At 70.8% G+C, this 14,403-nt stretch carries 13 protein-coding genes; 8 read left to right on the top strand and 5 right to left on the bottom strand.

The features are described from left to right. The first annotated feature begins 52 nt into the window (after positions 1-52). The 4 genes from ACWGJB_RS07060 (at position 53) to ACWGJB_RS07045 (ending at position 5,750) form a co-directional block, all read left to right on the top strand. Positions 53-1,438, top strand: coding sequence for a sensor histidine kinase (locus tag ACWGJB_RS07060; RefSeq protein WP_453379225.1), 1,386 nt, complete (start codon positions 53-55; stop codon positions 1,436-1,438). A gap of 469 nt (positions 1,439-1,907) precedes the next feature. Continuing rightward, positions 1,908-2,567, top strand: coding sequence for a LuxR C-terminal-related transcriptional regulator (locus ACWGJB_RS07055; protein WP_453379464.1), 660 nt, complete (start codon positions 1,908-1,910; stop codon positions 2,565-2,567). Positions 2,568-2,767: 200 nt separating this feature from the next. Then, entirely contained in the window at positions 2,768-4,696 is a 1,929-nt protein-coding gene (locus tag ACWGJB_RS07050) for a 2-oxoacid:acceptor oxidoreductase subunit alpha (protein WP_453379224.1), read from the top strand. Next, complete coding sequence (locus ACWGJB_RS07045) at positions 4,689-5,750, top strand: 2-oxoacid:ferredoxin oxidoreductase subunit beta (RefSeq protein ID WP_453379223.1); 1,062 nt, start codon at positions 4,689-4,691, stop codon at positions 5,748-5,750. Before ACWGJB_RS07050 ends, ACWGJB_RS07045 begins: the two co-directional genes overlap by 8 nt. A 59-nt stretch (positions 5,751-5,809) precedes the next feature. Here ACWGJB_RS07045 and ACWGJB_RS07040 read toward each other — a convergent pair whose 3' ends face one another. Beyond that, positions 5,810-6,229, bottom strand: a complete 420-nt coding sequence (locus tag ACWGJB_RS07040) for a winged helix-turn-helix transcriptional regulator (protein ID WP_453379222.1) — start codon at positions 6,227-6,229, stop codon at positions 5,810-5,812. 92 nt (positions 6,230-6,321) lie between these two features. On the opposite strand from ACWGJB_RS07040, the gene ACWGJB_RS07035 reads away from it, so the two are divergent. The 3 genes from ACWGJB_RS07035 (at position 6,322) to ACWGJB_RS07025 (ending at position 8,804) form a co-directional block, all read left to right on the top strand. Continuing rightward, positions 6,322-7,173 carry an SDR family oxidoreductase gene (locus ACWGJB_RS07035; RefSeq protein ID WP_453379221.1) on the top strand — a complete coding sequence of 284 codons (852 nt, stop codon included), beginning with the start codon at positions 6,322-6,324 and terminating at the stop codon, positions 7,171-7,173. 169 nt (positions 7,174-7,342) lie between these two features. Continuing rightward, entirely contained in the window at positions 7,343-8,308 is a 966-nt protein-coding gene (gene rarD / locus ACWGJB_RS07030; RefSeq protein WP_453379220.1) for an EamA family transporter RarD, read from the top strand. A gap of 31 nt (positions 8,309-8,339) precedes the next feature. Beyond that, positions 8,340-8,804, top strand: a complete 465-nt coding sequence (locus tag ACWGJB_RS07025) for a VOC family protein (RefSeq protein ID WP_453379219.1) — start codon at positions 8,340-8,342, stop codon at positions 8,802-8,804. Positions 8,805-8,844: 40 nt separating this feature from the next. Here the strand turns inward: ACWGJB_RS07025 and ACWGJB_RS07020 are convergent, their stop codons facing one another. Continuing rightward, the gene (locus ACWGJB_RS07020) at positions 8,845-10,224 is read right to left on the bottom strand and encodes a tetratricopeptide repeat protein (protein ID WP_453379218.1); all 1,380 of its coding nucleotides are present in this window, start codon (positions 10,222-10,224) and stop codon (positions 8,845-8,847) included. A gap of 221 nt (positions 10,225-10,445) precedes the next feature. Here ACWGJB_RS07020 and ACWGJB_RS07015 point away from each other — a divergent pair, with 221 nt between their 5' ends. Beyond that, complete coding sequence (locus ACWGJB_RS07015; protein WP_453379217.1) at positions 10,446-11,051, top strand: flavodoxin family protein; 606 nt, start codon at positions 10,446-10,448, stop codon at positions 11,049-11,051. Here the strand turns inward: ACWGJB_RS07015 and ACWGJB_RS07010 are convergent. From ACWGJB_RS07010 to ACWGJB_RS07000, 3 genes are read right to left on the bottom strand one after another with little or no spacing between them, the layout of a single operon-like run. After that, positions 11,041-11,928, bottom strand: coding sequence for an ABC transporter permease (locus tag ACWGJB_RS07010; RefSeq protein ID WP_453379216.1), 888 nt, complete (start codon positions 11,926-11,928; stop codon positions 11,041-11,043). The genes ACWGJB_RS07015 and ACWGJB_RS07010 overlap by 11 nt on opposite strands. Continuing rightward, a complete protein-coding gene (locus ACWGJB_RS07005; RefSeq protein ID WP_453379215.1) occupies positions 11,915-12,922 on the bottom strand; it encodes an ABC transporter ATP-binding protein in 1,008 nt (335 codons plus the stop codon). Before ACWGJB_RS07005 ends, ACWGJB_RS07010 begins: the two co-directional genes overlap by 14 nt. Before the next feature lie 55 nt (positions 12,923-12,977). After that, positions 12,978-14,216, bottom strand: a complete 1,239-nt coding sequence (locus ACWGJB_RS07000; protein ID WP_453379214.1) for a LolA family protein — start codon at positions 14,214-14,216, stop codon at positions 12,978-12,980. Between the last annotated feature and the right edge of the window lie 187 nt (positions 14,217-14,403).

Here is a 14,403-nt window from a genome sequence, read left to right as displayed (position 1 = left end):
GCCTGACGGGACGAGCTGGAACAGACAGCACAGGACGGACGGGACGGCACCGATGGCCACGGAGTACCGGCACGGGCAGGGGCACGGATACGGGCACGGGTACGGGTACGAGCAGGACCACGAGTACGGATACGGCCACGACCCCTACGGTGAGCGTCGCCACCGGACGCCGGCCGTGCTGCGGGCGCCGTTCGAGGCGCGCAGCTGGCGTGAGTTCGCCTATGTGCTGCTGGGCCTTCCGATCGGCGTCGCACTGTTCGTGTGGACAGTGACGATGCTGTCCCTCGGCGTCGGGCTGCTGGTGACCTTCATCGGGATCCCCGTGCTGGCCGCGGCCCTGGCCGGCTGCCGGGGCTTCGGGGCGCTGGAGCGGGCGCGGGCGCGCGGGCTGTTGCGCCTGGAGGTGGCCGACCCGGAACCGTTGCGGATGCGCAAGCCCGGGGTGATGGCGTGGATCGGCGCGGTGCTGAAGAGCGGCACGTCCTGGCGCCATCTGCTGTACGCGGTCCTCCAGTTCCCCTGGTCGATGTTCTCCTTCGTCGTCGCCCTCAACTTCTGGGCGTACGGCTGGGCCCTGCTGACGTACCCGCTGTGGTTCTGGGTCTTCCCGATGTACGCCGGGCAGGGCGGTCTCCAGCTGTACGGCGACGCGCACCACAGCGTCTACCTCGACAACCCGTTCGAGATCACCGTGACCGCGCTGGTGGGGCTGCTCTTCACGCTGGCCACACCGTGGATCGTACGGGCGCTGACACTGGTGGACCGGCTGATGGTGCACGGGCTGCTCGGGCCCTCGAAGCTGGCGTCGCGGGTGGTGGAGCTGGAGTCCGACCGGGGGGTGGTCGTCGACACGGCCGCGGCCGACCTGCGGCGCATCGAGCGGGACCTGCACGACGGGGCGCAGGCCCGGCTGGTGGCGCTGGCCATGGATCTGGGGCTGGCGAAGGAGAAGCTGCAGGAGGACCCGCAGGTCGCCGCGCGGATGGTGGACGAGGCACACGGTGAGGTGAAGACCGCGTTGCAGGAGTTGCGGGACCTGGCCCGGGGGATCCATCCCGCGGTGCTCACCGACCGGGGGCTGGACGCGGCGCTGTCGGCGGTGGCCTCGCGGTGCACGGTGCCGGTGCGGGTGGAGGTCGACCTGGCGGAGCGGCCGGCGGCGGCGATCGAGGGGATCGCGTACTTCACGGTGTCCGAGTTGCTGCAGAACATCAGCAAGCACAGCCGGGCGCGCGGCGCCTCGGTCGACGTGTGGCGGAGCGAGGACCGGCTGATGTTGCAGGTCGTGGACGACGGGGTGGGGGGTGCGGACACGGAGAAGGGGTCCGGGCTGGCGGGGCTGGCCGAGCGGCTGGACGCGGTCGACGGGATCCTGGTGGTGGACTCGCCGGCGGGTGGGCCCACACGGGTGACGGCGGAGCTGCCCTGGCGGGGCTGAGGCCGCGGTTCTCCGCCCCCGCCGCCCCTACCCGTCCCATCACCAGGAGGCTCGGCCCCCTTCGCCCCCCCGCACCCTGGGGGCTGCCGCCCCAGGCCCCCCGCATCGGCCTCAACGGCCTGGTCCTCAAACGCCGGACGGGCCGAACAGAGGGTGTACCTCGGACACCGGGCGGCCTGATCGGGGGGTGTTGTCCGGACACCAGGCGGGCCGGTCGAGGTGATGTCCGGACACCGGGCAGGCCGGTCGAGGTGATAGCCGAACGGTCGGATGGGCCGGTCGGGCTGTTGTCCGGGCCTCGGGTGGGCTGGTCGGGGTGTTGTCCGGGTGTCGGGTGGGCTGAATTGGCTCGTCTCCTCTCATGACCGCGCCGCGCGGTGCTGCGAATGCTGGAATGCTGGTCTTTCGGACAGGGCAGGCATGTACGCCGGACGGGGTTGTGGGGGGCCGGGAGATCGTGGAGGACAGGGTGCGGGTGGTCATCGCCGAGGATTCCGTGCTGCTCAGAGAGGGGCTGACCCGGCTGTTGACCGACCGCGGACATGATGTTGTCGCGGGTGTCGGCGACGCGGAGGCGCTGGTCAAGACCATCGCCGATCTCCACGCGCAGGGCGCCATGCCCGACGTGGTGGTGGCGGACGTACGGATGCCGCCGACGCACACCGACGAGGGCGTGCGAGCCGCCGTACGCCTGCGGAAGGCGCATCCGGAGCTCGGGGTGCTGGTGTTGTCGCAGTACGTGGAGGAGCGCTACGCCACCGAACTGCTGGCCGGTTCCAGCCGGGGCGTGGGCTATCTGCTCAAAGACCGGGTCGCCGAGGTCCGGGAGTTCGTGGACGCGGTCGTGCGGGTCGCCGAGGGCGGTACCGCGCTCGACCCCGAGGTGGTCGCGCAGCTGCTCGGGCGCAGCCGCAAGCAGGACGTACTGGCAGGGCTGACCCCCCGCGAGCGGGAGGTGCTGGGCCTGATGGCCGAGGGGCGGACGAACTCGGCGATCGCCCGGCAGCTGGTCGTGAGCGACGGAGCCGTCGAGAAGCACGTCAGCAACATCTTCCTCAAGCTGGGGCTCTCCCAGAGCGACGGGGACCACCGGCGCGTTCTGGCCGTTCTGACCTATCTGAACTCCTGACGGGGCCGACACCGTGTCGGAGCCGGAAGGCAGCCAGGGGGAGGGAAAATCATGACAAGTCAGGGCGACAGGTCGTCTCAAAACGCCGTCCATCATGTGAGCAGGCGCGGGAAGGCGACCCTAACCGACGTAGGGTTGAACGTGGGATGGTCCGTGGGACGGCCACGCCCGGACAGCCGCCTCGAAGGAGGTCCAGTTCAGTGACCAGCCAGGTCAGCAGGACAACGGAACAGGCCGACGGAACCGTCGTGGGAGAACAGCGCAGGCCGGGCGGTGTGAAGGCCGTCCGGCGCCTCGATCGGGTGATCATCCGGTTCGCGGGGGACTCGGGTGACGGTATGCAGCTCACCGGTGACCGGTTCACGTCGGAGACCGCATCCTTCGGCAACGATCTCTCGACCCTCCCGAACTTCCCCGCCGAGATCCGTGCCCCGGCAGGCACCCTGCCCGGGGTCTCCTCATTCCAGTTGCACTTCGCCGACCACGACATCCTCACCCCCGGGGACGCGCCGAACGTGCTGGTCGCGATGAACCCGGCCGCCCTGAAAGCCAACATCGGGGACCTGCCGCGGGGCGCGGAGATCATCGTCAACACGGACGAGTTCACCAAACGGGCGATGCAGAAGGTCGGCTACGACGCCTCCCCACTGGAGGACGGCTCACTGGACGGGTACAGCCTCCATCCGGTGCCGCTGACCACACTGACGGTGGAAGCCCTCAAAGAATTCGACCTCACCCGTAAAGAGGCCGAGCGCAGCAAGAACATGTTCGCGCTCGGCCTCTTGTCGTGGATGTACCACCGGCCCACCGAGGGCACGGAGCGGTTCCTCAAGCAGAAGTTCGCCCGCAAGCCCGAGGTCATGAACGCCAACCTGGCGGCCTTCCGCGCGGGCTGGAACTTCGGGGAGACGACCGAGGACTTCGCGGTCTCCTACGAGATCGCCCCGGCGACCACCGCGTTCCCGGTGGGCACCTACCGCAACATCTCCGGGAACCTGGCCCTGGCCTACGGCCTGGTCACCGCCTCCCGCCAGGCCGACCTGCCGCTCTTCCTCGGCTCGTACCCCATCACCCCGGCCTCCGACATCCTGCACGAACTGTCCAAGCACAAGAACTTCGGCGTGCGGACCTTCCAGGCCGAGGACGAGATCGCCGGGATCGGCGCGGCACTCGGCGCGGCCTTCGGCGGCGCGCTCGCCGTGACCACCACCTCCGGCCCGGGCCTGGCGCTGAAGGCGGAGACGGTCGGACTCGCGGTGTCGCTGGAGCTGCCGCTGCTGGTGGTGGACATCCAGCGTGGCGGGCCCTCCACCGGCCTGCCGACCAAGACCGAGCAGGCCGACCTGCTTCAGGCGATGTACGGCCGCAACGGCGAGGCCCCCGTCCCGGTGGTCGCTCCGCGGACCCCGGCTGACTGCTTCGACGCGGCGCTGGAGGCCGCCCGGATCGCGCTGACGTACAGAACCCCGGTGATGCTTCTCTCCGACGGCTACCTGGCCAACGGCAGCGAGCCCTGGCGGATCCCGGAGCTGACGGAACTCCCCGACCTGCGCGTCCAGTTCGCCCAGGGCCCCAACCACACCCTCGACGACGGCACCGAGGTCTTCTGGCCGTACAAGCGCGACCCGCAGACGCTCGCCCGCCCGTGGGCGATCCCGGGCACGCCCGGTCTCGAACACCGCATCGGCGGCATCGAGAAGCAGGACGGCACGGGCAACATCTCCTACGACCCCGCCAACCACGACTTCATGGTCCGCACCCGGCAGGCCAAGATCGACGGCATCGACGTCCCGGACATCGAGGTCGACGACCCGGACGGCGCGCACACCCTGGTCCTGGGCTGGGGCTCGACCTACGGGCCGATCACGGCCGCGGTACGGCGGCTGCGCCGGGCCGGCGAGGCGATCGCGCAGGCGCACCTCCGCCACCTCAACCCCTTCCCGCGCAACCTGGGTGCGGTCCTGGGGCGGTACGACAGGGTGGTGATCCCCGAGATGAACCTCGGCCAGCTCGCCACCCTCATCCGGGCGAAGTACCTCGTGGACGCGCATTCGTACAACCAGGTCAACGGCATGCCGTTCAAGGCCGAGCAGCTCGCCGAGGCGCTCAAGGAGGCCATCCATGACTGACACCGCCGACGGACTGCTCCAGCTCGTGCCCAAGGCCGAGGCCAAGCAGTCCATGAAGGACTTCAAGTCCGACCAGGAGGTGCGCTGGTGCCCGGGCTGCGGTGACTACGCGATCCTGGCCGCCGTACAGGGGTTCATGCCGGAACTCGGGCTGGCGAAGGAGAACATCGTCTTCGTCTCCGGCATCGGCTGCTCCTCCCGCTTCCCGTACTACATGAACACCTACGGGATGCACTCCATCCACGGCCGCGCCCCCGCCATCGCCACCGGACTGGCCACCTCCCGCCGGGACCTGAGCGTCTGGGTCGTCACCGGGGACGGCGACGCCCTCTCCATCGGCGGCAACCACCTCATCCACGCCCTGCGCCGCAACGTCAACCTGAAGATCCTCCTCTTCAACAACCGGATCTACGGGTTGACGAAGGGCCAGTACTCACCGACTTCCGAAGTCGGAAAAATCACCAAGTCGACACCGATGGGCTCCCTGGACGCCCCCTTCAACCCGGTGTCCCTGGCGATCGGCGCCGAGGCCTCCTTCGTGGCCCGCACCATCGACTCCGACCGCAAGCACCTCACCGACGTGCTGCGCCAGGCCGCCGCCCACCCCGGCACGGCCCTGATCGAGATCTACCAGAACTGCAACATCTTCAACGACGGCGCCTTCGACACCCTCAAGGACAAGCAGTCCGCCGAGGAAGCGGTGATCCGCCTGGAGCACGGACAGCCCATCCGCTTCGGCACCGACGGCACACGCGGAGTCGTACGCGACCGGCTCACCGGCGACCTGACGGTCGTCGACGTGACCCCGGACAACGAGTCCGAGATCCTCGTCCACGACGCCCACTCCCCCTCCCCCACCACGGCCTTCGCGCTCTCCCGGCTGGCCGACCCGGACACCCTGCACCACACGCCCATCGGCGTGCTCCGCTCGGTGGAGCGACCCGTCTACGACGTCCAGATGTCCGAGCAGCTGGACACGGCGGTGGAGCAGCACGGCAAGGGCGACCTGGGGGCACTGCTGGCCGGCGGGGACACCTGGACGGTCGTCGGCTGACCGTCATCGAGCAGTGCGCGCGAGCGGGCCCGGACACCGCGTCCGGGCCCGCTTCGCGTTCAGGCGCGCTTCGCCTCGTCGTACGCCTCCCGGGCCCGGGTGACGTCCGCCATCCGCCGCTCGGTCCACAGCGCCAGGTCCCGTACCTGCCGGGCGGCCTCGCGGCCGAGGTCGGTGAGGGAGTAGTCGACCCGGGGCGGGATGACGGGCTTGGCGTCCCGGTGGACAAGGCCGTCCCGTTCCAGGGTCTGGAGGGTCTGGGTGAGCATCTTCTCGCTGACCCGGCCGATGGCGCGGCGCAGTTCGCTGAAGCGGTGGGGGCGGTCGAGGAGCTCGATCAGGACCAGGACGCCCCAGCGGCTGGTGACGTGCTCCAGGACCAGACGGTAGGGGCACATCGCCTCGCCGACGGCGTACTTGTCGGCCCGCGCCGGGGGCACGTCGGGGCGGTTCTCGACTTCAGGGGTACTTACGGCCATGCCAGTACCTTACTTCAAAGTGGGTACTTTCTTCTGGTTAGCGCACCTCCTAAGGTTAGTGACATCGGAACCCCACAAGGAGATCGCAGACCATGAGCATCGTTGTCACCGGAGCCACCGGACACCTCGGCCGTCACGTCGTGACACAGCTGCTGGAGAAGGTCCCGGCCGAGCAGATCACCGCCGTCGTGCGCGACGAGGCCAAGGCCGCCGACTTCGCCGCCCGCGGCGTCAACATTGCCGTCGCCGACTACAACTTCCCCGAGACCTTCGACGGCCTCTTCGCCACCGGCGACAAGGTGCTGCTGATCTCGGGCAACGAGTTCGACAAGGGCCGCCCGCAGCAGCACAAGGTCGTCATCGACGCGGCCAAGGCGGCCGGCGTGGCCCTGTTCGCCTACACCAGCGCCCCGGGCAGCCTGAACGCGTCGCTGGTGGACGACCACCGCGCCACCGAGGAGCTGCTGCTCGCCTCCGGCCTGCCCTACACCCTGCTGCGCAACGGCTGGTACCACGAGAACTACACCGAGAACCTCGCCCCGGTGCTGGAGCACAACGCCGTCGTCGCGGCCGCCGGTGCCGGCCGGGTCTCCTCGGCCTCCCGAGCCGACTACGCGGCCGCGGCCGTCGCCGTACTGACCGGCGAGGGCCACGAGAACCGGACGTACGAGCTGGGCGGCGACGTCGCCTGGAGCTTCGACGAGTACGCGGCGGAGATCGCGCGGCAGACCGGCAAGGAGATCGCCTACAACTCCGTGCCCGGCGAGGTGCTCCAGTCCATCCTGACCGGCGCCGGGGTGCCGGAGATGTTCGCCGCGATCCTGGTCGACGTCGACGCGTCGATCGCCAAGGGCGAGCTGGTGGTCGACTCCGGCGACCTCTCCCGCCTGGCCGGCCGCCCGACCTCCCCGATCTCCGAGGCCGTCGCGGACGCGCTGAAGTAGGCCCTGAGCCAGGCAGGCCCTGCGAGGCCTGAGGCGCCTGAGGGGGCCTGAGGGCCTACACCCCCGTCTGTCATGACCGTATGCCGATACGGCCATGACAGACGGGGGTGCTCGGCGCTACCTTCGTCCCGGTGTGCTGGAGCTGGGCGTGAGGGCGTAAGGAGGGCCGGTGGCCGATATATCGAGGGGTGAGCGGCGGGCAGGGCTGGTGAACGGCTTCGCCGCCTACGGGATGTGGGGCCTGGTCCCCCTCTTCTGGCCGCTGCTCAAGCCCGCCGGGTCGCTGGAGATCCTGGCCCACCGGATGGCGTGGTCCCTGGTCTTCGTCGCCGTCGCGCTGGCCTTCGTACGGCGCTGGGCGTGGGCCGGCGAGCTGCTGCGGCAGCCGCGCCGGCTGGCGCTGGTGGCGGTCGCCGCCGCCGTGATCACCGTCAACTGGGGCGTCTACATCTGGGCCGTGAACGCCGGGCACGTCGTCGAGGCCTCACTCGGCTACTTCATCAACCCCCTGGTGACCATCGCCATGGGTGTGCTGCTGCTGAAGGAGCGGCTGCGGCCCGCCCAGTGGACGGCGGTGGGCGTCGGTTTCGCCGCCGTGGTCGTACTGACCGTGGGCTACGGGCAGCCGCCGTGGATCTCACTCGTCCTGGCCTTCTCCTTCGCGACCTACGGACTCGTCAAGAAGAAGGTCAACCTCGGCGGCATCGAGTCACTCGCGGCGGAGACGGCGATCCAGTTCCTGCCCGCGCTCGGCTATCTGCTGTGGCTGGCCGGCCACGGCGAGTCCAGCTTCGTCAACGACGGGCCCGGGCACGCCGCCCTGCTGGCCTCCACCGGCATCGTCACCGCGCTCCCGCTGGTCTGCTTCGGCGCCGCCGCGATCCGCGTCCCGCTCTCCACGCTCGGGCTGCTGCAGTACCTGGCGCCGGTCTTCCAGTTCCTGCTCGGCATCCTCTACTTCCACGAGGCGATGCCCGCCGAGCGCTGGGCCGGCTTCGCCCTGGTCTGGGTCGCCCTCGCCCTGCTCTCCTGGGACGCGCTGCGCACCGCCCACCGGTCCGCGCGTGCGCTCGCGGCGGCGGCTGTACCACGGCCGGTGACGACGGCCGCGGAGACTCCCAGAAGTCAGGTGTGAGGCCCACGGCCGTCGGCTATAAGTGGGCGCCATGACGCAGACGCCCGCACCCCTGCACTGGAAGCTCGTCGTCGACGCCCGCGACCCGCACGCACAGGCCGACTTCTGGGCCGCCGCGCTGCACTATGTGCCCGAGGACAACAGCGCGTTCGTCGAACGCCTGCTGGAGCTGGGTGCACTGCCCGGCGCGGCGACCGTGGAGTACCACGGCCGTGCCGCCTTCCGTGACCTGATCGCCGTACGGCATCCGGACGATCCGTTCGACCAGGAGCGCGGGACCGGGCTGGGACGGCGGCTGCTGTTCCAGCGGGTACCGGAAGGGAAGTCCGGCAAGAACCGGCTCCACATCGACCTGCACGCCGGGGCGGGCAAGCGGTCGGAGGAGGTGGCGCGGCTCGAAGGGCTGGGCGCAACGGTGGTGCGCCATGTGTCCGAGCCGGCCGGGGAGTGGACGGTGCTGGCCGACCCGGAGGGCAACGAGTTCTGCGTGCAGTGACCGGCTGACACTGCCGGCTGCCGACCGACCCGACTGACGCTCAGGCGTTCTCGGCCGCGCGGCGGGCTCGTTCGCTGAGGCGGGCCATCCGGGCGCGGGCGGAATCCAGTTCCTCCGGGTCGTCGGCGGCCGGGCCGTCCTCGGTGGTGAGCTGCGCCCACAGGTCGATCAGGTCGCGGCCGAGGCGCAGCCCGTGCTCCGGGTCGCGCACCGCGCGCCAGGCGGTGGCCGCGCTCCGCACGTTCCCGTACGCTCCCTCGCCGTCCCGGGCCTGCCGGTGCTGCCGCGCCAGGTCGAGGGAGAGGTGGAAGGCGCGCAGCGGGTCGCCCGCCAGGTAGGCGATGTACGCGGTCAGCTCGCGCAGGTGCAGCACCTCGGTGTGACCGTCGCCGAGTGTCGCGGAGGCCTCGGCGACGGTGCGCTCCGCAAGTTCGGCCGCCGCTTCGATACGGCCCGCCCGGACGGCCTCGTTGATCCGCGACACCGGCTCGGTGAGCAGCGCGGCCCCCTCCGCCGTCACGGTCACCGGCTCGTCCCCGAGCACCTCCTCGGCGACGGCGTCGAAACCGCGGGCCGGGGTGTGCCTGGGATCGGGGTCGAAGACGCGGGCGGCGGCCTCGGGCTCCACAAGGAGCTCTACGCGGGACTCCATGAGGGGCTCTGTCAGAGACTCGACGCGAGGGGCGGTCCTAGGCGCCTGCCGAGGCCCGGTGACGGCCTGAGCGGGGACGACGGCGGGAGCGGGGGCGGTTACGACGGCGGGGGCGGGGGTTCCGTCCATGACGGGCGGCGGGCCGAACACTCCGGTCGGCGGCTGGACCGTACCCGGCACCGGCGGTGCCGCTACCGGCGGTGCTGCTACCGGCGGTGCCGGGACCGCCCGCAGCGGGTGCACGGGAGCCGTTTCCGTGGCTGCCGTGGTCGTGACCGCCGCCTCCGCGACCCGCACGCCCGCCACCTCCGCGACCGGCCCCTCCGCGACCGGCCCGTCCGCGACCGGCCCGTCTGCGGCAGGCGGCTCTGCGGCCGGCGGCTCGTCGACGGCGTGCAGGAGATGCGTCGGCCTGTCCCGGCGGGGCTGTTGCGCCGGCTCCGGGAGGACGGGCGCGTTCGGCGTACCGGGCAGGGCCATCCGTACCGGATCGCCGGTGAAGCTGCTGGAGCCGTCCAGGTTCACCTGGAGGCGGACGACGTAGCCGATGCGGCTGTCGTGGACGGTGGCGAGGACGGGACGGCCGGTGGTGCGGGCGAGGCGCTGGAGATGGTTGAGGACCGCCTGCTGGGGCTCTTCACCGGGCGCCGGGAACAGCGGTACGCCGTCCACGGTCGCGGCGCCGCCTGTCACGCGGACCTCGACCGGTTCCGCCGACCGGTCGGTCTGCTGAGCTTCCCGCTTCGTCTCGCGGCTGAGTCGGGACATCGGCCCTCATTCCCCCGGCGTCACCGTCCGGTCGTACCCGTGCGTACGGTCAAGTCTGGCCGCTCCCCTCGGCCCACGCGTCACCGCGACGTCACAGCCTCGCATCAGGAAGGGGGCCATCCGGTGTCCGGTCCGGCGGTGGCACCCCTGGTCAGAGTGAATGCATACGCATAAGATGCAGACAGCTTTATCCACTGCACGCCGCTCACCTGGGGGATCTCGTGACTCGCCGCTTCCTGTTCGTGCTGGGCAGTTCCCGTCCCGACGGCAACACCGAACTCCTGGCACGACGAGCCGCCGAACAGCTGCCCGAGGACGTCGAACAGCGGTGGATCAGCCTGGCCGACCATCCGCTGCCGGACTTCGTGGATCTGCGACGCGACGCCGACCACGTGCGGGCGCCCTCGCACACCAACACCGGCCTGCTGCTCGACGCCACGCTCGCCGCGACCGACATCGTGATCGCCTCGCCGGTGTACTGGTACTCGGTGTCCGGTCTCACCAAGCGCTACCTGGACTACTGGTCGGGCTGGCTGCGCACCCCCGGTCTCGACTTCAAGGCGGCCCTGGCGGGGCGCACCCTGTGGGGGGTGGCCGCGCTGGCGGACGACGAGCCGTCCGTCGCGGACCCGTACGCCGGACTGCTCCACAACTCGGCCGCCTACCTGGGCATGCGCTTCGGCGGGGTGCTGCTCGGCAACGGCAGCGCGCGAGGGGATGTCCTCAAGGACACCGAGGCGCTGGCGCGGGCCAAGGAGTTCTTCGCCGGGGAGGCGCCCCTGGCCCGCTTCGCGGTGGACGAGACGTCCGCCGCCGCTACGCCGTGATGTCCTTCGTCGTGAACCGCGCCCAGGCCGCCGACCCGAACACCGCCACGTACAGGGCCTGCAGCTCCAGGTTTCTGACCAGGTCGTCCCAGTAGACGGGATCGCGCACCAGGTCGGCGAAGGACAGCCAGTAGTGGGAAAAGAAGTACGGCTGGAGCGCGTGCAGCTGGGGGATCTGGTCGAGGATCTGGACGGTGATCAGCAGACCGACGGTGGTCGCCATCGCCGCGATGCCGCTGCTGGTCAGCGTGGAGACGAACAGGCCCAGCGCCGCTATGCCGGTCAGGGAGGCCGCCACCACCAGGGCGATCAGCAGGGCCCGGCCGAGGCCCTCGGTGAACGAGATCTGGGTGCCGGAGATGGTGGTCAGGTCGCCGAGCGGAAAGAGGATCGCACCGACGGCGAGGGCGGAGGCGGCCACCACCAGGGTGGCCAGCAGGCAGAAGGCCATCGTCGTCGCGTACTTGGTGAGCAGCAGGCGGGTGCGGCCGGCCGGGGCGACCAGCAGATAGCGCAGGGTGCCCGCGTTGGCCTCGCCGGCGATCGCGTCCCCGGCCACCACACCGACGGCCATCGGCAGGAAGAACGGGAGGGTCGCGGCCAGTGCCGTGAACACCAGGAACAGTCCGTTGTTGGTGATCTGCGCGATGAACGCCGGGCCGCCGCCCCCGCCTCCGCCGACCTGGCCGTCGCCCTGCGTCTCGATCTTGACGGCGACCCCGACCAGGACCGGCACCGCTGCCAGTACGCCGAGCAGCGCGAGGGTGCGCCAGCGCCGCAGGGTGACGGCCAGCTCGCTGCGGAGCAGGCCGAGGGTCCACAGCGGGTTCGGCCGTGCGGCCGGTCCTTCCACGACCGCCACGTCAGCCTGCGACATCGAATCCCTCCCCGGTCAGGGCCACGAACGCGTCCTCCAGCGAGGCCCGTTCGAGTGTGAAGCCGCGTACCCGCACGCCCGCCGCAACGAGCGCCGCGTTGACCTCGGCGAGGTCGCGCTCGGGCGGCTCGCCGGTGACCCGGTCCTCGGTGATGACGACGTCCGCGATGCCCTGTTCCTTGAGTATCCGGGCCGCCTCGCCGGTGTCCGGGGTGGTCACCACGAGCCGGCCGCGCGCCCCGGCCGCCAGGTCGGCCACCGCGCCCTGGGTGATCAGCCGGCCCTGCGCCATCACGGCCGCGTGGGTGCAGACCTGCTCGATCTCGTCGAGGAGGTGGGAGGAGAGGAAGACGGTCGTGCCATCCCCTGCCAGCTCGCGCACCAGGGAACGGATCTCCCGCATGCCCTGTGGGTCGAGGCCGTTGGTCGGCTCGTCCAGGACCAGCAGCTTGCGGGGCTGGAGAAGTGCGGCGGCCAGCCCCAGGCGCTGCTTCATGCCCAGGGAGTAGGCCTTCGCCTTCTTCGCGGCGGCCGCCGTCAGGCCCACCCGGTCCAGCGCGGCCTCGACGCGGGTACGCCGGGTGCGCGGGTCGGCGGTCGGGTCGGCGGAGTCGTACCGCAGCAGATTGTCGCGGCCGGAGAGGAAGCCGTACAGCGCCGGGCCCTCGATGAGGGCCCCGACCTGGGGCAGTACGACACGGGAGGCGCGCGGCATCGGACGGCCCAGGACACGGGCCGTGCCCGAGGTGGGCGTGATCAGGCCCATCAGCATGCGGATGGTGGTGGTCTTGCCGGAGCCGTTCGGACCGAGGAAGCCGAAGACACTGCCCGCCGGGACGGTCAGGTCGAGACCGTCCACGGCGAGCTGTCCGCCGGGGTAGCGCTTGGTGAGGCCGCGGGTGTCGATGACACCCGCGCGTGCCGGGTCGTCCTGGCCCGTGTCGCCCTGGCCCTGCTCGTCCGACTCCTGCTCCGTGGCGGACGGTCGGTCCATCGGCTCCCTCGATTCGTCGTGCGGCAGGGGGGACGGGGCACCCGTCCCGCCCTTGTTACCCCGCGTTCGCCGCCTTCACCAGCGCCGCCTTGTCCACCGCGCCGACGTACACCTTGCCGTCGTCCGTGATCAGGGCGTTGATCAGCCGGGTGGAGAAGACCGTGCCCTTGCCGAACTTTCCGGAGACCGGGTCGCCGAGCGAGCCGAGGAAGCCGCCCAGGTCACCACCGCCGGAAGCGGAGCCGCTGGGCAGCCCGCCCTTGTTGCCGGTGTCGATGACGGCTATGGAGTTCCAGCCCTTGCCGAGCACGTCGAAGCCGTTCTTGCCGAGCTCCTCGGGAGTGCTCTGGCCGGGCGCCTTGGTGATCTTGTCGCCCTTGTCGCCCTTCTCTGCCTTGTTCGCCTTGTCGAGGCGGTCGCCCTCGGTGACCTTGGCGCCCTTGGGCGGGGTGAAAGCGAAGGTCGAGGCGGCCGGCTTGGCAAAGCTGACCTGGGTGTAGCCGGCGTCGATCACGGCCGCGCCGCCGCTCGACGGGGTGAGCGTGAACTTCAGCGGGGTACCGGTCTTGGCGTCCACCGCGATGCTGATCGCGCCGACCGTCGTACCGGACTGCTTGGGCTTGACGACCAGCCGGTAGGCGTCGCGGCCGGCGACCTGGGCGGTGCCGTCGACCTTCACCGACGTGGTGTCGTCGACCGACTTGAGGACCTCGTCGGCGAAGTCCTTGGGCGTGGCCGGGGTTTCGTGCTGCTCGGCCTTGCCGGAGTCGGCGGCGGTGGAGTGGTAGACCTCGTTGGACTTGCTGTCGTAGCCCCACACGTCCGTGCCGTTGTGGATGAGGCTGTACTCGGCGCCGCTCTCCAGCAGCGACACCTTCTGCTTCTCGGGGCCGTCGGCGGCCACGCGCAGCGTGTGGGTGCCGGAAGCCAGCTCGGTGAGCTTGGTCGACGGGTCGGCGGACGAGCCGTCGCCGCCCTGGGCCGCGCCGGACATCAGGCCGCTCTCCAGACCGCCGAGGTCGGGCAGGCCGAGATCGGTGCTGATCTTCACGGTGCCGGACAGCTGCTGCACGTCCGACTTGGCGATCTTGTCGATGAGTTCCTGAGCGGTGATCTTCGGCAGGTCGGGGTCGCCGGAGTCGGCGAGCGCCGGGACCAGGCCGATCGTGGCCGCGGCCACTCCCATGACCGCGACCGGGACGACGTATCGCGCGGCCTTGCGCCGCCGCTCGGCGCGCAGCTCGTCGTCGGCCTGCGCTGCTCCCGTGCTGTCCTCGGTTTCGTACGGTGCCATGTGTGCCTTACCTCCGTCGTCGGCGGCGGCTGTGCTCGCACGTGTCCCACCCTGAGCCGCCATTCTCACCCGAATCGGTGAGTGGTGGTGATTTCCGTGGTTTCCATCTCACCAAATCCGGGCCTCTCAAGCGTCAGACCCGGGAGCCAACTCCGCGTACGCCTCCGGTATGACACAAGGGTGGAGG

The sequence above is a fragment of the Streptomyces sp. NPDC054813 genome, from assembly GCF_053611365.1.
The sequence above is the reverse complement of the archived record's forward strand: the minus strand, read 5'-3'. Positions and strand labels throughout refer to the sequence as shown.

Excerpts from the sequence above, each read along its gene's own strand:
- ACWGJB_RS07005 (WP_453379215.1), bottom strand. The coding sequence starts at position 12,922 with ATGGACCGACCGTCCGCCACGGAGCAGGAGTCGGACGAGCAGGGCCAG.
- ACWGJB_RS07025 (WP_453379219.1), top strand. The coding sequence starts at position 8,340 with ATGACGCAGACGCCCGCACCCCTGCACTGGAAGCTCGTCGTCGACGCC.
- ACWGJB_RS07035 (WP_453379221.1), top strand. The coding sequence starts at position 6,322 with ATGAGCATCGTTGTCACCGGAGCCACCGGACACCTCGGCCGTCACGTC.
- ACWGJB_RS07000 (WP_453379214.1), bottom strand. The coding sequence starts at position 14,216 with ATGGCACCGTACGAAACCGAGGACAGCACGGGAGCAGCGCAGGCCGAC.
- ACWGJB_RS07060 (WP_453379225.1), top strand. The coding sequence starts at position 53 with ATGGCCACGGAGTACCGGCACGGGCAGGGGCACGGATACGGGCACGGG.
- ACWGJB_RS07020 (WP_453379218.1), bottom strand. The coding sequence starts at position 10,224 with ATGTCCCGACTCAGCCGCGAGACGAAGCGGGAAGCTCAGCAGACCGAC.
- ACWGJB_RS07045 (WP_453379223.1), top strand. The coding sequence starts at position 4,689 with ATGACTGACACCGCCGACGGACTGCTCCAGCTCGTGCCCAAGGCCGAG.
- ACWGJB_RS07010 (WP_453379216.1), bottom strand. The coding sequence starts at position 11,928 with ATGTCGCAGGCTGACGTGGCGGTCGTGGAAGGACCGGCCGCACGGCCG.
- ACWGJB_RS07040 (WP_453379222.1), bottom strand. The coding sequence starts at position 6,229 with ATGGCCGTAAGTACCCCTGAAGTCGAGAACCGCCCCGACGTGCCCCCG.